The 20,810-nt window shown below is 42.2% G+C and carries 13 protein-coding genes and 1 pseudogene; 9 read left to right on the top strand and 5 right to left on the bottom strand.

Annotation, left to right across the window (positions count from 1 at the left end; all coding sequences use genetic code 11):
• Window positions 1–29: 29 nt before the first annotated feature.
• Window positions 30–2,126, bottom strand: a complete 2,097-nt coding sequence (locus ACFE90_RS03625; protein WP_375497809.1) for a phosphodiester glycosidase family protein — start codon at window positions 2,124–2,126, stop codon at window positions 30–32.
• Between the two features lie 1,022 nt (window positions 2,127–3,148).
• On the opposite strand from ACFE90_RS03625, the gene ACFE90_RS03630 reads away from it, so the two are divergent.
• Window positions 3,149–7,909: a glutamate synthase-related protein gene (locus tag ACFE90_RS03630; RefSeq protein WP_375497811.1), complete on the top strand. Its 4,761-nt coding sequence runs from the start codon at window positions 3,149–3,151 to the stop codon at window positions 7,907–7,909.
• A 984-nt stretch (window positions 7,910–8,893) separates the two neighbouring features.
• Here ACFE90_RS03630 and ACFE90_RS03635 read toward each other — a convergent pair.
• Complete coding sequence (locus ACFE90_RS03635; protein ID WP_375497813.1) at window positions 8,894–9,802, bottom strand: polysaccharide deacetylase family protein; 909 nt, start codon at window positions 9,800–9,802, stop codon at window positions 8,894–8,896.
• 1,756 nt (window positions 9,803–11,558) lie between these two features.
• Here ACFE90_RS03635 and lepB point away from each other — a divergent pair.
• On the top strand, window positions 11,559–12,131 hold the full coding sequence (gene lepB / locus ACFE90_RS03640; protein ID WP_375497815.1) for a signal peptidase I: 573 nt from the start codon (window positions 11,559–11,561) through the stop codon (window positions 12,129–12,131).
• A 93-nt stretch (window positions 12,132–12,224) separates the two neighbouring features.
• Here the strand turns inward: lepB and ACFE90_RS03645 are convergent, their stop codons facing one another.
• Window positions 12,225–12,758 (bottom strand): helix-hairpin-helix domain-containing protein, encoded by a 534-nt coding sequence (locus ACFE90_RS03645; protein ID WP_375497817.1) that lies wholly within the window; start codon window positions 12,756–12,758, stop codon window positions 12,225–12,227.
• A gap of 13 nt (window positions 12,759–12,771) precedes the next feature.
• On the bottom strand, window positions 12,772–13,146 hold the full coding sequence (locus tag ACFE90_RS03650; protein ID WP_375497819.1) for an NINE protein: 375 nt from the start codon (window positions 13,144–13,146) through the stop codon (window positions 12,772–12,774).
• A 189-nt stretch (window positions 13,147–13,335) separates the two neighbouring features.
• Here ACFE90_RS03650 and ACFE90_RS03655 point away from each other — a divergent pair, with 189 nt between their 5' ends.
• Both ACFE90_RS03655 and ACFE90_RS03660 read left to right on the top strand, forming a co-directional pair.
• A complete protein-coding gene (locus ACFE90_RS03655; RefSeq protein ID WP_375497821.1) occupies window positions 13,336–14,268 on the top strand; it encodes a DnaJ domain-containing protein in 933 nt (310 codons plus the stop codon).
• Window positions 14,269–14,393: 125 nt separating this feature from the next.
• Entirely contained in the window at window positions 14,394–14,717 is a 324-nt protein-coding gene (locus ACFE90_RS03660; protein ID WP_100899846.1) for a DUF1825 family protein, read from the top strand.
• 61 nt (window positions 14,718–14,778) lie between these two features.
• Here the strand turns inward: ACFE90_RS03660 and ACFE90_RS03665 are convergent, their stop codons facing one another.
• Window positions 14,779–16,704, bottom strand: coding sequence for a transglycosylase domain-containing protein (locus ACFE90_RS03665; RefSeq protein WP_375497823.1), 1,926 nt, complete (start codon window positions 16,702–16,704; stop codon window positions 14,779–14,781).
• Between the two features lie 113 nt (window positions 16,705–16,817).
• Between ACFE90_RS03665 and tyrS the strand changes: the two genes are divergently transcribed.
• The 5 genes and pseudogenes from tyrS to remA all read left to right on the top strand — a co-directional run bounded on the left by tyrS (window position 16,818) and on the right by remA (window position 20,742).
• Entirely contained in the window at window positions 16,818–18,065 is a 1,248-nt protein-coding gene (gene tyrS / locus ACFE90_RS03670) for a tyrosine--tRNA ligase (protein ID WP_375497825.1), read from the top strand.
• 21 nt (window positions 18,066–18,086) lie between these two features.
• Complete coding sequence (gene pyrF / locus ACFE90_RS03675) at window positions 18,087–18,818, top strand: orotidine-5'-phosphate decarboxylase (RefSeq protein ID WP_375497827.1); 732 nt, start codon at window positions 18,087–18,089, stop codon at window positions 18,816–18,818.
• A complete protein-coding gene (locus ACFE90_RS03680; RefSeq protein ID WP_375497829.1) occupies window positions 18,815–19,501 on the top strand; it encodes a hypothetical protein in 687 nt (228 codons plus the stop codon). The genes pyrF and ACFE90_RS03680 overlap by 4 nt, the downstream gene beginning before the upstream one ends.
• Window positions 19,502–19,905: 404 nt before the next feature.
• Window positions 19,906–20,258 (top strand): annotated as a pseudogene (locus ACFE90_RS03685) (DUF29 domain-containing protein); the annotation flags it as partial.
• Between the two features lie 217 nt (window positions 20,259–20,475).
• Complete coding sequence (gene remA / locus ACFE90_RS03690) at window positions 20,476–20,742, top strand: extracellular matrix/biofilm regulator RemA (RefSeq protein WP_109011161.1); 267 nt, start codon at window positions 20,476–20,478, stop codon at window positions 20,740–20,742.
• Window positions 20,743–20,810: the final 68 nt, after the last annotated feature.

Below are 20,810 nucleotides of genomic sequence, written 5' to 3' on the forward strand. Positions count from 1 at the left end.
GACTGGGGATTGAGTTTTTCCCTATTCCTTCATTTTCGTGGTTGCAGGAAAATACCAATTCCATTATGAACACGAGCAGCAGTACTAGGCGAGCGATCAAGTAGTTGTCCTCCTAAGTAAAGGCTGGTAGAACTACCACCGTCTAAATTTAAGGCATCCACACAGCCCATCTGTTGCATCAGTTGGGCATGTTCTGCCAAATTAGGGCCATAACCCCCTGGACGATTATGGACAGCAGTAATCATTAATGTGCCTGTTGCTGTTGTACAAATACCGCTACGAATAGCTTTTTCGGCAATAAAGGCATTGCTGAATTTTTCGCTTTTGGCATCAAGGACAATTTGACGATTTTGGACTAATAGCGGTCCGGCTCCAATAATGTGGGGATAACGACTAAAATCAGTCGAAGTAGTGGCGCTAGAAATGCTTACTGCGGTTCCAATAGGTAGCTGTGAGGCAGCACTAGCAGCGTTGGCGCGTAAGGTAAGTAGGTAGCCATCCTGGGGAATGGGAACGGCCGTCTCACCAACTTTGCCGCCTGGTAACTGTTGAGTAATTTGGTCTTTCTCCACCACTAGGATAATTTCGTTATCCGTCAAGGGCGTATAAGTTGATCCCCAAGCTGGGGTGTAACGAGCAATGCCACTCTGGACGTAGCCGCTATTAAGAAACAGAATTGGTAGGCGCTGGTCATTTGCTGTAATTAAAGTTTCTTCTAAGGTGAGACGACCGAAGTAAAATTGGCCAGAATCATTCCAAGCGATCGCACCCCGGTTGAGAATCGGGCCTGATAACCACTGACCATCCCGACGAATTGCACCCAAGGGGAATCTGTTATTGCGGTTGAAATAACCACCGTTAATTCCAGCTACTGCTAAGTAACGTTGTGCTGTTTGAATTAAGGGAGCAGTACCCGCAAGCCCATCAGGACTAGCCCACATAGGTTTCAGCGTTAGCCCAAATTTATGGGGATTAACTTCTAACCAAATCACTGGAAAGCGTTCAGTGCCTAAGTTGACATAATGCTGTCGCCAACGCAATCCTGGGGCCCAAGTAATATCTCTTTCTTCTAGGGGATCGGGTCGAATATCAATAATCAGGCGATTGGGGTTATCTACGGTACTAACTTGAGGCGATAGACCGAAGGGAATGCTCAGACTAATTATGGTTTGATTTTTCACCACCTCCACTTGTTGAATCAGTGGTTCAGGGGTTGGGGCCGGTGCCGGTGGTATTGGTTGTGTTGGTGTAACTGGTAATAATTGTTTGAGCAAGTTTGGCAGCAATGTTGGTGGTGTTGCTGGTACTGCTGGTGGCTGGGGGGTATAGCGTTCTATCAAAAGGGGATCGGCTATTCCATCCAGGGTAATTGTCCACACTCTATTTGGCGGTACAGTGGATTTTGGGGTTGGTGTGTCTGGATCGGGCGATGGAGTTTCAATTTTTTTAATAATTGACCCTTGTACAACTTGCCAGGGAGTTGGACGATCTAAATCAACAAGAATCCGAGTCTGTTGCAAAGGGGCACTCGCCTCTGGATGTTCCTGGCTCTGAACAATATTTGTAATTTGTGCTTTTGGGGTAGCAATTACCAAAATGTTGCCATTGGTTCGGATTTCCCATCCAGATGTTTGAGCAAAATTGCTAATATCCAAATAGCGATATGCTCCTAGTAGCTTGGTGGATAAAACCAGTGGCTTTGTCACCGATGAAAACCACTGTATCGGTTGCCTTGCTGAGTTACTACTGTTTAAGAAATTTACTCCAATTAACTGCCTAAATGCCCCATCACTCAGATGAGTTGTAATCCGACCAGCTTTTCCAGGTCGCTGTAACCAAGTTCCTGGTAGAGTACGACCATTGAGGGAAATTTGATTACCAGAGGATACTACGCCTATTAAAGCAGGTGCAGGTGACTGTGAGATGAGCCTGGGTATTGATTGGGCGTTTTTTGGGGACTCCTGGGCGTTGGCAGCACAGGTAGTAGTTAAGCATAGTGTTATTAAAAATATTGGTGACACAGTAGCCCGGAAAAATCTGCGATGCCTTCTCTGCGAGACGCTACGCGAACGGCGGGCTTTGCGATCGCCATTCCCTGATTGGCAAGAATTCGACATTTTTACCATAATTTACTAGGTTTTTTTGAAAACTATCAACCAAGGTATAAACTAACTAATTATTTGGAAATATAAAAAAAACATGAGTTTGTTTTGGGAAAAACATGCTATTCTATATATTGGCTATTCATATCTTTTAAACGCCAATCAATTTATTTAGACGCTAAAGCCACTGCAATCAAGTGTTTTAACTGGCACTAATTCTAACCACACTATATACGGTAGTTTTGATAATCAAAACTGGATTAAGATATTTAATCCTAACTGAACGTTGCTAATTCAGTAAGGTCTAGTTAATAGTAATACATGTGCCAACTGGTAAGCGGCAAAACTCTAGACAACAACGATATTTGGATTTGGGAATTGTCAAATGGGTATATATTGTAATACGCTGATTTTATTGCTGGATCGGGATAACTAAATAATTACTAATTCGTAATTCGTAATTAAAAGGGTACAGCAGCCCACACTAAATTAAGGATTTAGTGGTTAACAAGACAATGGAGGGTAAAACCCCCCAGTGATTGCAACTACGAATTAAGGTAGCGTAGCTTAAAGCCCTCTCTTCTCTTTTGGCGTTAGCCTCTCCCTTTGGGAGAAGGGGAGACGCTACGCCAACGCTTAGAGCCAGTCCTCGATCCTCACGATCAATTACGAATTATTTTGACTTTGGCTTTAAAAAATAGTACAGCGTTCAGTTTTAGTTTTGTTTCAGGTGAGCCGAAATAGGCTCTATGAGTAGCTAGCGTGCATCTGGAAAAGGGAATTGAGAAAATATTTAGCTTCACAATATAAAAAAGAAACTGTCAGGGCAAAAATGATGTCTTGGCGGAGGTAAGTTGTCTAACAGCGCATAAATACATAAAAAATACGCAAAAATTTTAACACGGGTGAACTAACAAAGTAAAACCGAAGTTAAAATTTTTTTTCCCTAAATTTCGGTGCTTGTATATTTTTCCATCGCTGAATTTAGAATTTTTTTCCCATAACGTAGTGGCAAAATTGGTAACTCAATACTTCAGGAACAGGGTATGAATAATAAACCGATGAATCAAAACCAACAAATCACAGCGAATATCAACTCAAAAGATACCTATCAGGGGCAAAAGTGGTTAGTAGAGGAACGAGATGCCTGTGGTGTGGGTTTTATTGCTCATCGCCAAAATCATACCAGCCACGAAATTGTCGAAAAAGCCTTAGCTGCTTTAACCTGCTTAGAACACCGGGGAGGTTGTAGCGCCGATCAAGATTCTGGTGATGGTGCTGGGGTATTGACAGCTATCCCTTGGGAGTTGTTCCAACAAGAGTTTGCCGAAAGTGGAAAGGAATTTCCATCCATCAATAATATAGCTGTTGGGATGATCTTTCTACCACAAGACCAGGAAGCAGCGCAAAAAGCTAGGACGGCAGTTGAGCAAGTAGCTGCTGAAGAAAAATTCACTGTACTTGGTTGGCGAGTTGTGCCAGTGCAACCTGATTTACTTGGGGTACAAGCAAGAGAAAATCAACCCCAGATTGAACAAATTTTGTTAGCTTCTGTTGACAAAAACGGCGATGAATTAGAACGGCAGTTGTACATTACCCGCCGCCGAATTAGTAAAGTTGCAACCAACATCTCAGAAGAATTTTATATCTGCTCGTTGTCAAGCCGCACAATTGTCTATAAAGGCATGGTGCGTTCTGCCGTATTGGGCAGCTTTTATGACGATTTAAAGAATCCAGCTTACAAAAGCGCCTTTGCTGTCTATCACCGCCGCTTTAGTACCAACACGATGCCCAAGTGGCCACTAGCTCAACCAATGCGGCTTTTGGGTCACAACGGCGAAATCAATACTTTGTTGGGTAACATCAACTGGATGATGGCACGAGAAGCTAGCCTGAATCATCCTGTATGGGGCGATCGCATCAAGGAACTCAAGCCATTAGTTCATATTGATAACAGCGACTCAGCTACCCTAGACAATGTGCTGGAATTGCTCGTGTGTTCTGGACGCAGCCCCTTGGAAGCTTTAATGATTATGGTTCCAGAGGCTTACCAAAATCAGCCTTCTTTAGCTGATTATGCAGAAATTGTTGATTTCTACGAATATTACAGTGGCTTGCAAGAAGCGTGGGACGGGCCAGCACTTCTAGTATTTAGTGATGGCAAAAAAGTTGGTGCAACTCTAGATCGTAATGGCTTAAGACCAGCTCGCTACGTGATTACCAAAGATGACTACATTGTAGTAGCTTCGGAAGCTGGTGTAGTGGACTTTCCAGAAGCCGATATTGTCGAGAAAGGTAGACTAGGACCAGGACAAATGATTGCCGTAGATTTAATAAATCATGAAGTCTTGAAGAATTGGGAGATTAAGCAACGCATTGCCAAGCAGCACCCTTATGGTGAATGGCTGCAACAGTACCGTCAAGAATTAAAGTCATTGGTAAGCCAACGCGGTCTTCTCCCAAGGGGAGACGCTAAGAGCGAACGAGCGTCTGGGGGTCTCCCCCATGAGCGATTGGCGAACCCCGAAAGGGTCATTGGTCATCCGTCATTAGCAAATGCCAATGGCAAAGGACAAGTGACAATTGACAAGCAAACATTGCTTCAGCTGCAAACTGCCTTTGGCTACACCATAGAAGATGTAGAAATGGTGATTCATTCAATGGCGATCGCAGGTTCGGAGCCGACTTTCTGCATGGGAGATGATATTCCTTTAGCAGTGCTGTCAACAAAACCCCACCTGCTGTATGACTATTTCAAACAGCGCTTTGCTCAGGTGACGAACCCGGCAATTGATCCCCTACGGGAAAAGCTAGTGATGTCTCTGAAAGTCGAACTGGGTGAACGGGGTAACTTATTAGAACCCAAGCCAGAATATGCTCGGAGATTGAAACTTGAATCGCCAGTGTTAACGGATGGTGAGTTAGAGGCAATTAAGCTGTCAGGATTTGCCACGGCTGAGTTGTCAACCCGATTTGCGATCGCTATCGGTCCTGAAGGATTAAAGGCCGCAGTCCAATCTTTACAAGCACAAGCAGCTGAATCAGTCCGTGCAGGTGCAAAGATTTTAATCTTAAACGATAAGGCAAATGACGGTATCAGCCCAGAAGATACATACATTCCTCCCCTATTAGCAGTGGGTGCTGTACATCATCACCTGATTCGGGAAGGGCTGCGAATGAAAACATCCCTAATTGTCAATACTGCTCAATGCTGGAGTACTCATCACTTTGCTTGTCTTATTGGCTACGGTGCTGGTGCAGTTTGCCCCTATATGGCTTTGGATACAGTGCGTGATTGGTGGTCTGATCCCAAAACTCAAAAGTTAATGGGTGTAGAAAAAATTCCAACTCTCACCCTAGAACAAGTTTTAGGAAACTATCGCAAAGCAGTAGAGTCAGGTTTGCTAAAAATTCTCTCCAAAATGGGAATTTCTCTGCTCTCCAGCTATCAAGCAGCCCAAATCTTTGAAGCTATTGGCATTGGTGGAGATTTAATCGAACTGGGATTCCGTGGTACGACTTCCCGTATCGGTGGTTTGAGTGTTAGCGAACTAGCTGATGAAGTGCTTTCCTTCCACTGCAAAGCTTTCCCAGAAGTAACGGCCAATAAGTTACAAAACCTGGGCTTTGTGCAGTACCGTCCTGGCGGCGAGTACCACATGAATAGCCCAGAAATGGTTAAGGCGCTGCATAAGGCTTTAGATGGCGAAAACTACGACCACTACGAAGTTTATAAAAAGCATCTCCAAGGTAGACCAGTAACAGCCTTACGTGACTTGTTGGACTTTGAAGGCGATCGCCCCCTGGTTCCTATAGAAGAAGTGGAGTCGGTATCTGAGATTGTTAAGCGCTTCTGCACCGGTGGCATGTCTTTAGGTGCTTTGTCAAGAGAAGCCCATGAAACTTTAGCGATCGCCATGAATCGCATTGGCGGTAAATCTAACTCTGGAGAAGGCGGCGAAGACTCAGTGCGCTATACAGTTTTAGATGATGTAGACGAGTTGGGTCACTCGCCAACCTTACCTCATTTAAAAGGATTGCGGAATGGTGATCAAGCCTATAGTGCTATCAAGCAAGTTGCATCAGGACGCTTTGGTGTCACGCCAGCGTACCTAGTCAACGCCAAACAAATTGAAATCAAAATTGCCCAAGGTGCTAAACCTGGGGAAGGTGGACAGCTACCAGGACCCAAGGTGAGCCAATACATTGCGATGTTAAGGCGCTCCAAGCCAGGTGTCACATTGATTTCGCCGCCACCGCACCACGATATCTATTCTATTGAAGACTTAGCGCAACTGATTTTTGATCTGCACCAAATTAATCCCAAAGCCAAGGTGTCGGTGAAACTAGTTGCAGAAGTCGGCATTGGCACGATCGCAGCTGGTGTAGCTAAGGCAAACGCTGATATTATCCAGATTTCTGGACATGATGGTGGTACAGGTGCATCGCCACTAAGTTCGATTAAACATGCTGGTTCACCTTGGGAACTCGGTTTAAGTGAAGTGCATCGCGTCTTGATGGAAAATAGCCTGCGCGATCGCGTGATTTTGCGCGTAGATGGCGGACTCAAGAGTGGCTGGGATGTGGTAATAGGTGCATTGATGGGCGGTGAAGAATTCGGTTTCGGCTCCATCGCCATGATTGCTGAAGGCTGTATCATGGCGCGAGTTTGCCACATGAACACCTGCCCTGTGGGTGTTGCTACTCAAAAAGAAGAACTCCGCAAGCGGTTTACGGGAATGCCGGAACAAGTTGTTAACTTCTTCTACTTCATCGCCGAAGAAGTGCGTAGTTTGTTAGCCCGACTTGGCTACCGTTCTTTGTCAGAAATCATTGGACGTGCAGATTTGTTGAAACTGCGCCCAGAGGCAAAACTCACCAAAACGCAATCACTGAACCTGGACTGTTTACTTCAGCTACCAGATACCAGAGAAAATCGTGGCTGGTTGGTGCATGAAGAAGTCCACAGCAACGGCATAGTTTTGGATGACAAATTGCTTGCCGATCCCGAAATTCAGACTGCTATTAGGAATCAATCCACTGTTACTAAGACTTACCCTATTATCAATACTGACAGAACAGTAGGCACAAGATTAGCGGGAGCGATCGCTTCTCAATACGGTGATAGCGATTTTGAAGGACAAATTAATCTCAATTTCACAGGTAGTGTTGGGCAAAGCTTTGGTGCGTTCAACCTCCCTGGTATAATTTTGACTTTGGCAGGAGAGGCAAACGACTACGTAGGGAAAGGAATGCACGGTGGTGAAATCATCATCAAACCCCCAACTGATGCTACCTATAACGCATCACAAAACGTGATAGTTGGCAATACGTGCCTCTATGGTGCAACTGGTGGCATGTTATTTGCCAACGGTTTAGCAGGAGAACGCTTTGCTGTGAGAAACTCTAAAGCCATAGCAGTGATTGAAGGCGCTGGGGATCACTGCTGTGAATACATGACTGGTGGTGTGATTGTCGTCCTCGGCAAAGTAGGACGTAACGTAGCAGCTGGAATGACTGGTGGACTGGCATACTTCTTAGATGAAAATGACTCATTTTGTGAGTTAGTCAACCCGGAAATTGTCAAAATCCAACGGGTGATTACAGAAGCAGGCGCAAAACAACTGCAAGAGTTAATCAAAACTCATGCGGAACGCACTGGTTCACCAAAAGCGAAGAAAATTCTGCAAAACTGGCAAGAATTTTTGCCAAAATTTTGGCAGTTAGTTCCGCCTTCTGAAGCTGATAGTCCAGAAGCCAATCCTGAACAAAAAACAACTGAGTTCAGTTTAGTAAGCAGTCATTAAGAGACTTCCAACAAATAAATTATCCAATCTTTTCAAGAAGGCAGGAGGCAGAGGGCAGAGGGCAGAAAGAACCAGTTGGTCGGGGTCACAATCCCCGACCAATTTCGTTGCTCCCAAATCGAAGATATGTCCGGTTCTTCATACCCTTACTCCTTTCAGTCGTGGGCAGAGGGCATGAGACATTCCTTGTGCCTTCTGCCTTCTGCCCTCTGCCTTTCGTGGTGAGGCGGGCTTTCCGGCCTGCCTTTTGATAAAACAAGGTTTTCAGCGCCAAAAAACTTTCCTAGTATTCATGTAATAACGCTAAACCCGTTTTCCTGTGACAATGGTTCTCGTACCCCGAATAAGCAAAATACCCTTGAGGTATAAGCCTAATTGTTTAAAAATATAAACTTTATTCTTAAACAATTATTCACTCCCCGGCAAAATCTGCGAAAACCTTGATTTCTTGTTGAGAGGTGGGAAGGAGTGTGAACGGTTACATTTTTTCAGAAAACAGACTCTACTATCACAGTGTAATTGGTATTATTAGTACCGAGGAAGGACGAAACCCTTGCATAGTAGGTGTCTGAAGTTAAGTTCCTAGTAATAGCATCCGATGTGGTGCCACTATTAACGGAAGAACCATTTCCAAGAGCGATCGCTCTCGTCTTTTCTAAACTTTATCCGTTCGTTATTCATTCTCAATAAAAATATAATTTTAGCGATAAAACTAAGAACTAATTGGTCAAGTATATCTGAAACTTTAGTGTTTAAGATACTTATCAAACAAGCTTTCCAAGATTGTTAAGAAAAATGAGGTTAACCGATAGCTCGGTTGCTCTTAGGCAAGGAAATTTTATCCAACGAGATAAAAATAATAATGATTTGTAGAGGTGGAGAAAAATGGATAACTAACAAATGTGAATCTTGTCGAGCAATCGCACGAAGTACCAGACTATCGGTAAATATTACTATTAACTAATTACTTGTAATTAATAATTATTACTTTTTCTTAGCAATCAACTTTTGGTCTGCATCTTCCATTTCTAAAAGCTCTGGAATAGTAACAAAGCGATAGCCTTGCTTTCTAAAGTTGCTAATAATTTCTGGTAAAGCTTGCACAGTTCTGGAACGGTTACCACCACCATCATGCATTAGTACAATACCACCAGGTTTTGAATCTTTAATGACGTTATTTATCAACTTTGGTACAGTTGGCAACTTATAGTCTGTGGAGTCAGCAGACCACATCACCACAGTATATTTTTGGCCTTTAGCATAAGCAGCTAATCCATTGTGTAGGATGCCACCAGGCGGTCGGAAGAGATTTGTTTTAGCCCCTGTAACTTGATAAATTAGGTCTGTTGTGCGATCAATTTCAAAAGCAGCTGCTTGTTGATTAAAGAAGTGATACCAGTGATGCCAAGTATGGTTGGCAATGACGTGACCTTGAGTTACAATTTGCTTTCCTAATTCTGGATAATTTTTTAGGTTCTGCCCAACGACAAAAAACGTCCCTTTGATATTATTTGATTTCAGAATATCTAGCACTTGCACTGTAGTCTGTGGCCAAGGGCCATCATCAAAGGTGAGAGCAATTACTTTCTCTCCTTTAGTAAGTTTTGCAGCGTTAATTATTGCCCCTTGAAAACGTGATGGTAGAGAGTAGGCTAGTCCCTTTACTTGTGCTTCTTGCTGCCAACTTGTAAGCATTGCCGCTTTTAATTTCTCAATGCGCTGCTGAGTTCCAGCGTTTGCAGCTACATCCTTGACATTTATACTCTGTCTACTCTGAGCCTTTGAAGGATTTGGCCTTAGAAGCATCATGAAAGCAAGGCTAAAAACACCACATAAGGCAAGCAGTGCAATTAATATTCCTTCTGGCCACAGAAACGACTTATTGTTTTCCACCTTATAGCTCCTTCAAATATCGAACCATCAACCACGTTATGACGGTACGTTATAGCACATTTTTTTAGATATCTTAGATACCAGCGGCTTTCTGGTGATTCTGAAAATTAGAATTGGGACTAATGAAAATTCACTTATACAGCTTTAACTGAAATCTAGATTCTCTAGATTTGGACGAACGCTTATACAATACTTGATACTGTTTAATGTCAATCCATTTATAAAAGGCGAGGTCTGAACTTCCCCATTCTGACCGCTAGCTCTAAGAAGGAGCGCAATCAAATAACTAATGACACCTCATAATCCTCTTTATCAGAGTTCTAAATTAGTTTCTGTCTTTCACTCACGGTTAAGGCAGCGTATCCTTTTAAGTTTTATAACTTTGCAAAAAAGATGTAGCTCAACTGTCACGCCTACAATTTGCATTTTTTGTGGGCTGAAGTTTTTATAGCAAGACTTTCTTACAGGAAAGCTGTATAAGTTGTAGCTGAGTAAATTATTTAATTAACATACAAAACTACTTACAAGGAGCAGGGTATCTGTCAGAAAAGAGTCTAATAAACTATTAGCTCTATTCTTGATAAGATATATCTTACTGCCTGCCGCCATTTCTTCCTTTTTAAGAAAAAGTTAAATTTTTAACTTACAGAATGTTGCCTTGAACTTTCTATGAAATAGACAGACGAAAATTGATTAAATATAGTTTCTCATTGCCAAGGGGCATTTATTCGTTAATCTAGATACTTTTAAATCATTCAGCAAAAATGATTTTATCAGCAGCTTAACTCTGTTTTTGATGCTGATACTTAAGCCTAAATTACTAGTAGCTTTTTGTCTGTTAATCTTCTTCTTGATAGTAAGGGAGATTTATATATTATTAATAGTACAATCTAGTATATACTGTCACAGTAAAATTACGCAATTTATTCATATCTTTATAGCCAAACTGTTAAAACAGTAGTTATACAGTATATATATATACTGAAATAAAAATTCAGTAGAATCAGTTGACGTAAAATTCAGAATATGCAAGATTTTTGAAATACACGTATTCGCGTGATATAGATAAAATGATGCAACGTGAAACCTAACGTTCATCGGGGTATTGGATCTCATGCTCCACTGTGCGATGTTGAGCCAAACGACCCAACCTACAAAATTTATTGCTCTAATTTAGCTGTGCTACGCCACTACATATACTTAGATTTTTTCACGCAATCAAATCGGATTACTATATTTAAGGCATTCGCTAAGGGATTTCCAAATAAAAAAATACTTGACTCTTTGTTGTGGGGTAAACCGAAAAGCCCGCCTTGGGCTACGGGCGCTCGTGTCGCCCACCCCACAAGATTGAGTAATTTGTTTGTTGGAAGTCCCTAAACTGTATTTGCCATTCAATTAGCAATTTTCTGCTCAAAGAAAAAACCGACTGGCTGTATCGCTCTACCAATCGGTAACTGCTTTTTTAGCAGTAGGAAGCAAAATTGAAAATCATCTCATAACTTGCCTTATAATTGCAACAATTAGAATTAAGATTTTTAATTATTTATCTAAAAATCCTAATCATCAGCTTATATTGCCTTAGACAGCTCATAGTTGATTTACAGTAGTTTTGCTTGTTTTTAGTAGATGCGATAATTATATTATTTAATATTTAGTATGGATTTATGCAGAATCCATCATGTTTATTAGTATACCTTTTGAGTCAAAATAATCAAGGTATTTGTTCCACTTCTTAAACTGGCTAGAAACTTTTATGATTCCTCACGAAAGTGATGCAAAAGAAGAGCGTGCGTCGTTAAAAGTATGGCGTAGTTGGCAAGAAAATCTGATTTTAATTGCGATCGCATTGTGTTTGGCATTTTTAATCAGGACTTTTATCGCCGAACCCCGCTATATACCTTCTGATTCGATGCTGCCTACCTTACATACAGGCGATCGCTTGGTAGTTGAAAAAATATCCTACCATTTTCACCCTCCCATAACTGGGGATATTATTGTTTTTCAGCCACCCGCAGAACTACAACGTCGAGGATATCCCAAAGACCAAGCCTTCATCAAGCGGGTTATTGGCCAGCCTGGTGAGGTAATTAGTGTTGCTTCTGGGAAAGTTTATCTCAACGGTCAACCCTTAACAGAAGACTATATCGCTGAACCCCCAAATCAGCCATATCGACCAGTGAAAGTTCCAGAGGATGAATTTTTTGTCATGGGAGATAACCGCAACGATAGTAATGACTCTCGTTATTGGGGCTTTTTACCCAAAGAAAATATCATTGGTCGAGCAGCGTTTCGCTTTTGGCCTCTTGATCGTATTGGGTTCATTTAATCAATTTTGGATTTTAGATTTTTTCTTCAATCGAAAATTCAAAATCTAAAATTTGCTGAGTTAGGAGTTATTTTAAAATTTCTAACTTTTAACTTAAAATCTCAAATAATACATTAGTTGAGCAATCGCATCACCAGGTAACTGCAAACGCCGTTGGAAATCAGCCAGGTTACGATAAGGCCCGGCTGATTGCCGATTTTGAACCACTGCTTGTGCTAGAGACAAATCTATAAATGGAATTTGGGCTAAATTTTCAACTGTTGCTGTATTTGGATTGACTAAATGGATCGGACTTTCTAGAGATTCGCGATCATAGTAAATAAAATTCAGCAGAGGTTTTAATGGCTCCAGGCGCGGTGCTGGTACAGCCAAAGCCGCAGCGATATCTTCAATACAGTAAAATTTAACACCAGAATGCGAAAGTTCTACAAGCGATCGCGCTTGGTGAATTGACAAACCTGGTAAGCGTAACCAATCATCTACAGTCGCTTGATTAGCATCAATGCGAATACCTAATTTAGCCGCTATCTGAATTTCTTCCCCAGATTGTAGGCGATAGTAGGGATCGTTGAGGAGCTTGGCTCGGAGTTTTTGCAGCTTGGGGTTCAAAGGTAGCCAGTTATTCATGTTGTCGCTTACCTCAAGAAATCTGGTCTAGCAATTGGCGGCGCTTTTGCTCAAATTCATACTCTGAAATTAGTCCATCCTGGCGCAAAGCATCTAATTCACGCATTGCCTCAGCGATCGCTCCTACCTGATTACTCACCTTTTGTGAGTTTCTTGTTGCTGACTTGCCTAGATTAAAATTACGATCAAAAGCTTCTTCATTTTGAGCTAAATACCAAACTCCCTCAATGGCACTAGCTACTCTGGGGATCGGCGTCCAGGAAAGCAACACATACAAAACACCCCACAGTGGCTGTCCCAGATAGAATTTATGTAATCCTGAAATTGTCAGCGTGCCGGAAAAAGCTAAAACAGCTGCAACACTTCGACTTTTGCGCTTAGTCAACATATTTCTAATAAATATACCAATACCACAGTTCCTACAATCAGACAGTCAACTATCTTGCCTTGCCTTTCAGACTTTTAGATGGGAATTCTTAGACATAATTTAGTAATTGCAGAAATTTGAGTAAGTTTTACATGACCGTGCATTGAGCTTTGATGCTAATTTTAAGTTTTTAACAGCTTTATTACTGCTATGTCACAGACCTTCCTACCGGCAAAATGGCTTGAACAGCTTTGTGATCCTTACGCTGTGCTAGGAATTTCTGTAATTGCTGACGATCGCCAGATTTTAAAACGCTATCACACTTTAGCGAAGCTCTTACATCCCGATCGCCATGCCAAAAACTGCAATACAGACCAAGAATTAGCAACGGCAATATTTAGCCATTTAATCAATCCAGCTTATGAACAACTGAAACATCCACAGAAGCGCTTGATGGCGATCGCTATGCTGCGATCGCTTGCATTTGCTTTAGAGGAGAAGCCTTTGTCTTCTCAAAGTGCCCTAGCTCAGAAAATTATGGAAATGTCTACACCCCAAGCAGAATTGTTTTACGAAGAAGCGATCGCCTGCTATGCAGAAGATCAATACAAATCATTAGATCAGTTTTATCAGGTGACGCAACAAATTAATACACTGAATTTAGTATACTTACGGTTACATAAACCAGACATACAATCAACACAAAAAGCTGTTAGCATCCTCTCTGAGGTAGAAGTTAAGCCAGTTGAATTAACATTAAATGAAAAAACTGATGTCAAACCAGTTTTGACAAACTACGCTCAACGTCACTACCAGCGAGCTATTGAGTACGTCAAATTAGCCAAGTGGCCCCTAGCCGTGCAAGAATTGCGCGATGCGATCAAATTAGAGCCAAATAACAGCGACTATTATGCCTTATTAGGTTTGGTACATCTCAAACAGGAATTTATCGGGATGGCCAGGGTTTACATCCATCAAGCATTAAAACTGAACCCGCAAAATTCACTAGCTTTGAAATACGCTCCCGAAGTGAAAATTCAATCTGGTAAAAACACCAATCCTAAATCAATGGTTAAAGCTATGAGTATTGCGGCTTTATTAAGTCGCTTTACTCAAAAGAAAGGTTCTCAAGTCAAGTGTTGAAATTTCGGTAACAAACCGTACTAAAACCGAAGCTTCGTTACTAGATTACTCTCCTAGACTAAAATAATAATAGAAGTAAAACTATTAAGCTCCTGAGTCTGGACACTCAGTTTAATATAAGCAATATGGGATTCTTCGATTCTGAGATAATTCAGCAAGAAGCAAAACAGCTGTTTGAGGATTATCAAGCACTAATCAAGCTTGGTAATAATTACGGCAAATTTGACCGCGATGGCAAAAAGCTATTTATTGAGCAAATGGAAGCCATGATGGATCGATATCGCATCTTTATGAAGCGCTTCGAGCTATCAGAAGATTTCATGGCACAAATGACAGTAGAACAACTGAAAACACAATTAGGTCAGTTCGGTGTCACTCCACAGCAAATGTTTGACCAAATGCACCTCACTTTAGAACGGATGAAAGCCGAGCTAGAAAAACAAGTCTAACAAAAGTTAGGAGTTAGGAGTTCTCAATAAACTCATAACTCATAACTTATCACTCCTAACTTTAATTTGACTTAGGCCGAGAAAACTGGGAAGGTGGCTTGAAGTTTTCTACTGGTGTGTTCTTAAGTGCCTTTTCCATAAAGTCTTTCCAGATGGGAGCAACCATAACACCACCTGTTGCATGGTCAGCTAATTGTCTGTTGTCGTCTCTCCCCACCCAAACAGCAGTTGTTAGTTGTGGTACAGTGCCAACAAACCAAATATCTTTTTCTGATGATGTTGTTCCCGTCTTACCTGCGGCTGGGCGACCGATAGCAGCACCTTTACCTGTACCTTCAGAAATTACCGATCGCATCACATCAATAATTGCTGCTGAGGCCCAAGGATCGAGAACTAACCGTGGTTTAGGGGTATTGTCTAGCAACACGTTACCACTACTATCGGTGACACGGGCAATTACAGTTGGTGGAGATTGCCAACCATAATTAGCAAAGGTAGCATAAGCACTAGCCATTTCCAAAGGTGTGACGCCAATTGCACCAAGCGGCAAAGAAGTCACAGGTTCCATTGGACTCATAATGCCCAAGGTACGACAAGTTTCTATAACTCTATTCATCCCCACAGCCTTACCAACCTTGATCACGGGAATGTTGCGCGATTGGGCTAAAGCTGTGCGGATTGGCATCGCTCCCCTAAAACCGCCATCATAATTTCTAGGAAAGTACCAACCATTACCATCTCGATAGCTAACTGGAGCATCTACCACCGTTGAGTCTGGCCCATATTTACCAGTAGCAAAAGCAGTGTAATATACAAACGGTTTAAAAGAAGATCCGGGCTGGCGTTGAGCTTGAGTTGCACGATTGAATTCACTGGTCTTAGGATCGATACCGCCCACCAGTGCTTTGATAAAATGTGTACGCGGATCAATCGCCACCAGGGCCATTTGATTTTTAGATAATCCTTGCTCCAGAAGGGTTTTATGCCACTTAGTGACGGTTTCCTCTGCCATGATTTGGAAGTTGGCATCAACCGTAGTTTGTACCCGCATCCCGCCTTTAAGCAGTGTTTCACGCCCAAACTTTTTAGCCAACTCCTGCGCTACGGTATTGGTTACATAAGGTAGGGCACTACCTTGAAAGGATTTGATTTTACCAAGTTTGATTTCTTGTTTGAGGGCATTGTCGTACTCTGACTGGCTGATCCAGTTCAACTCCAGCATCCGTCCTAGCACTTCTTTTTGTTTCTGTTTTGCCAGCTTCATGCTCACAAACGGACTGAATTCTTCTGGTGCTTGGATCAAACCCGCCATCATTGCTGACTCACCCAAGCTTAAATATTCTGCTGACTTATTAAAGTAACTGCGGGCTGCGGTTTGTACACCATAATTGTTATGACCCCAATAAACTTGATTGAGGTACATTTCTAAAATTTGGTCTTTAGTGAGAATTTGTTCTAACCGGATTGCTAGCACAGCCTCTGCTAACTTACGGGTAAAGGCACGCTTGCGAGACAAAAATAGATTTTTTACCAATTGCATAGTAACAGTAGAGCCGCCCTCTTTGACTCCACCTGCTACAGCGTTAACTACTACAGCACGGCCAACACCAGTAGGGTTGATACCGTGGTGATCATAGAAGTGGCTATCTTCACTTGCTAATACTGCCCGTTTTAAATTCGGGGAAATTCTATCTAGGGGCACGACTTCCCGGTTGGCTTCCCCGTGGATACTTGTTAAAAGTTTACCCTTAACGTCATAGATGTAAGTTGTTTCTGAGGGAAAGAAGTTACGTAGCTGTCTCACATCTGGCAAATTGCGGAAACTAATGGCTAAACCAACCAGTCCTCCGGCTACAATGGAACTTGCCAGCATGGTCATTGAGAGGAGAGTACCGCCAGTTACCTGACCGACTCCTTTCAAAAACTCAAAACCTGATGAAGCCCGACGTTGTGGCTGTTTATCTTCAAAAGTCCTAGAAGACGACACGGCGATTTCACTTCCTCACTTGTAAATTTAACTGTAATTGATTGGACGAAGCAAGGCGGTTAATTTTTTGCAATTATAGTAGTTTGGCAGATGAGAAAGCGGATAAATTGCCAGTGAATATAACCAACTTAACTTATAGTGTGCAAAATATAGCTAACAGTGGATTTTCTAGTATGACGCAAGATTTAACTTGGCTGCGTCGTGGTGTGGTAGAAGTTTTCCCACAACCAACTGATGTTAACAGTGAAACTCTAGAAAAGCGCTTGTTAACTACAAACCAACCTTTGAGGATCAAATTGGGCATTGACCCTACAGGTACTGATATTCATCTTGGTCATAGCATACCAGTACGGAAACTGCGAGCGTTTCAAGATGCAGGCCATATAGCAGTTCTGATTATTGGCGATTTTACAGCACGCATTGGCGACCCGACAGGTAAATCTGAAGTGCGCCGTCAGCTTACAGAAGCAGATGTAGCCCAAAATGCTCAGACTTATCTCGACCAAGTACGTCCTATATTGGATTTTGACACACCAGGAAGATTAGAGGTGCGCTATAACTCCGAATGGCTCTCTGGGCTAAACTTAGAGAAAATTTTGGAGTTACTCTCGACGATGACGGTGGGGCAGATGTTGGCTAAGGAAGGATTTGCCGATCGCTATAGAAAAGAGAATCCAATTTTTATCCATGAGTTCCTGTACCCGTTAATGCAAGGTTTTGATTCCGTTGCCGTTGAGGCAGATGTGGAATTGGGAGGGACTGATCAAAAATTTAACATTGCTGTAGGCAGAGATTTGCAACGCCATTTTGGTCAAAAGCCCCAGTTTGGGATGCTGCTGCCGATTTTGATTGGCACGGATGGAGTGCAAAAAATGTCCAAGTCTTTAGGTAATTATATTGGGTTGTCGGAACATCCGGGGCAAAAATATCAGAAGTTACAAGGAGTTCCCGATAATCTGCTGGAGGAGTATTTTGAACTGTTGACAGATTTACCTTTGGATCAACTGCCAGAAAATCCTCGCGATCGCCAGACACTTTTAGCATGGGAAGTTGTCAAACAGTACCACGGCGAACAAGCAGCCCAAGAGGCTAAAGAAGCCGCCCAAAGCGGCGGAAAGGAAGGTGCAGTTCCAGAATTCTCTCTAGCTGAGGTATCGCATCCCACTAAGTTAGCGTATATTCTCAATGTCACTGGTCTGTGCAAAAGTACAGGTGAAGGAAAGCGAAAAATTCAAGAAGGTGGAGTGCGCTTAGATGGCGATCGCATTACCGATGTTGATACTACTTTTGCTGAACCCGCCCAGTTACAAGGTAAGGTTTTACAAGTTGGGAAAAATAAGTTTGTGCGCTTAGTGCCTTAAATGGAGAGTGGGGAGTAGGGAATGGGGAATAGGGAACAGGTAGAACAACGAGTTATTGTGGCTTTGGATGTCCCGGATGAACAAGCTGCGATCGCTCTTATAGATCAGCTACCGCAAGTGGTTTGGTGGAAAGTCGGTTTAGAGTTGTTTACCAGCACTGGTCCGAAAATTCTGGAAGTGTTAAAGTCTCGGCAAAAGCGCATTTTCTTGGATTTAAAGTTTGATGATATCCCCAATACTGTTGCTGGTGCTTGCCGTAGTGCAGCTACATACGGAGTAGATTTACTGACAATTCATGCTACTGCTGGTAGAGATGCCCTGAAAGCCGCAACTGAGGCGGCACAGGAAGGGGCTGCAAAAGCAGGTGTACAACAACCAAAGTTAATTGCGATTACCCTGCTAACGAGCATTTCTGCTAGGCAGTTGGCATTTGATTTAAAAATACCCCTAGAATTGCCAGAATATGCTCTAGAAATGGCCCTGCTGGCTCAGGAATCTGGTTTGGATGGGGTAGTTTGTTCGCCTCAAGAGGTGGCACAGCTACGACAAACCTGTGGAAATGACTTTTTGCTTGTTTGTCCGGGGGTTAGACCTACTTGGGCAGATAAAGGCGATCAAAAGCGATCGCTCACCCCAGCACAAGCAATCATTGCTGGTGCAGATTATCTCGTGATTGGGCGTCCCATTACTACTGCTACTGAGCCGGAGTTAGCCTGGAAGAGGATTTCTGAGGAGTTAACCACGGTGGCATGAAGCTAAAAGTCAGTAAGAAGCTGGGGGATAGGGTGCAGCCTGTAGGGGAGAACAATCTTACCTCTTCGCTCAAAAAGAAAAATTATAGTTTGCTTTTAGCTTGTGGCTTCTGGGTTTTAGTATCAAATAGCTTTACTTACCCAGCGTTCTCGATAAACCTCACCCCTAAACCTTCTGCGCTAGCAGAAAAGGAAAATGTCAACGGTGGGGTGAAGTCTTTGTGTTCTGAGCAAAATTTAGAAACATTAACTATACAGCTACTGCAAGATTTACCTAGTTATACTAATCGCGCTAGTCAACGCGCCCGCCGCCTCAGAAGAAGCAGTGATGTTTACAGTTATATACTAGTGGCAGGAAGACCTGAGTTTACTCCTCTACCCCTTAACCTTGAAGAATATAGTGCAGACGTTTCTAAAAGTTCTGCATCAGGAGTTGAGCAAGTTTTCTTTACTACCTTAGAGCGGCAGTACATAGGAAAGAAAGCAGTAGAATTGCAGGAATTCCACTGGCTATTGTTGACTAAAACTACAATTGGTTGGCGTTTAGTAATGATGTTTTCTCAAATTGGTTCCTATTCAGCACAGCAGCCAGTATCTCCGCCACGCGATAGTAGTAACGGCACTGTTGCCCAAGCAGTTAAAACTTGGTTACGCGATTGTCAAGCTGGAAGTGTACGTCATTGAAGAGGAAAAGGGGCAGGGGGCAAGGGGAAAGAACCCCATAAATTTAGGACTGCTGAAAACTTGGACACATTATTTCTCTCTACGAGACGCTAAAGGCGAACGTGCTTTGCGTCGACGCTCGATGACTCGCTAACGCTGCGCTATCGAAATAAATATTTTTACTTTGAACATAAATAAATTTATTTGCTCTGTAACCATGAACGCAGGGGAATTTCAAAATTCTTTTCCCCAGCAAAGCCTCCCTGCTCCCTTGCTTCTTTGGTCAATAAAACCTAATTCTAAATCTTCGTCAATTAGGAGAATATTAAATAATGTCTAAAATACTCACTCAAATTATTTATGAACAGGATTATCACTTGTGGTTAGAAACTACGTTGAAACAATTGTAAAAACGAGATTTAGAGCATCTTGATTGGGATCATTTGATTGAGGAGATTGAAAGATTAGGTAATGAACACAAACACAAGCTCGATTATCTACTGCAACTTCTCAAACATCTGCTTTTGTATCAACATTGGAGTCTTCCTGAATGTAAAAATCATTGGGAAGTGGAAATTGATAATTTTCGAGTGGAACTCAGTAAATTAACCAATCTAAAAACCTCTACAACTATCTGCTCACGGTGCTTGAAGAAGTCTACATTGATGCGCTACGACAAGCAAAAAAGAAAAGTGGATTGAATTGTTTTCCACAAACTTGCCCTTATAGCATTGAGCAAATTTTAGATGTGGATTATTTACCATCATTTATTTATTGATAAGATACATCACCTACCTAGCTTGTATCAGTGTAATTGTGCCTGTATCTATGGGAAGATATTGAGGAAAAATAGCTGATAAATAGGGAAAAAAAGCAGACATTATGTAAAAACGAAGGCTGGCTTGAATTTAATCGTTGTGACTCCTGTTTTTTGGCGATAACATGTAAATAAGTTTACTTCAAGCTTCTCAAACCGCGTTTGGCGTCAGTTTTTTATGGAGATTCAGTTAATCAATATCGGTTTTGGTAACATCGTGTCTGCCAATCGAGTAGTTGCCATTGTCAGTCCAGAGTCTGCCCCGATTAAGCGGATTATTACCGATGCGCGGGACAGGGGTCAACTGGTTGATGCAACTTACGGTCGGCGGACTAGGGCTGTAATTATTACCGATTCCAGCCACGTAATTCTATCGGCGATTCAGCCGGAAACTGTAGCGAATCGCTTTGTGATTTCCCGCGAGCATCAAACTGTAGATAATTGATTAGGAGTGGATAACAATCTCACTTCTATTTGCACCACATCAGCAGTACTATGTGAATTAGACAAGTT

Source organism: uncultured Nostoc sp. (assembly GCF_964245445.1).
GTDB lineage: Bacteria > Cyanobacteriota > Cyanobacteriia > Cyanobacteriales > Nostocaceae > Nostoc.

Bases quoted from the DNA above. Each gene is read 5' to 3' on its own strand.
- ACFE90_RS03630 (WP_375497811.1), top strand. From the start codon at position 3,149: ATGAATAATAAACCGATGAATCAAAACCAACAAATCACAGCGAATATC.
- ACFE90_RS03645 (WP_375497817.1), bottom strand. From the start codon at position 12,758: ATGAATAACTGGCTACCTTTGAACCCCAAGCTGCAAAAACTCCGAGCC.
- ACFE90_RS03680 (WP_375497829.1), top strand. From the start codon at position 18,815: ATGAAGCTAAAAGTCAGTAAGAAGCTGGGGGATAGGGTGCAGCCTGTA.
- remA (WP_109011161.1), top strand. From the start codon at position 20,476: ATGGAGATTCAGTTAATCAATATCGGTTTTGGTAACATCGTGTCTGCC.
- ACFE90_RS03650 (WP_375497819.1), bottom strand. From the start codon at position 13,146: ATGTTGACTAAGCGCAAAAGTCGAAGTGTTGCAGCTGTTTTAGCTTTT.
- ACFE90_RS03660 (WP_100899846.1), top strand. From the start codon at position 14,394: ATGGGATTCTTCGATTCTGAGATAATTCAGCAAGAAGCAAAACAGCTG.
- ACFE90_RS03625 (WP_375497809.1), bottom strand. From the start codon at position 2,126: ATGGTAAAAATGTCGAATTCTTGCCAATCAGGGAATGGCGATCGCAAA.
- lepB (WP_375497815.1), top strand. From the start codon at position 11,559: ATGATTCCTCACGAAAGTGATGCAAAAGAAGAGCGTGCGTCGTTAAAA.
- ACFE90_RS03655 (WP_375497821.1), top strand. From the start codon at position 13,336: ATGTCACAGACCTTCCTACCGGCAAAATGGCTTGAACAGCTTTGTGAT.
- pyrF (WP_375497827.1), top strand. From the start codon at position 18,087: ATGGGGAATAGGGAACAGGTAGAACAACGAGTTATTGTGGCTTTGGAT.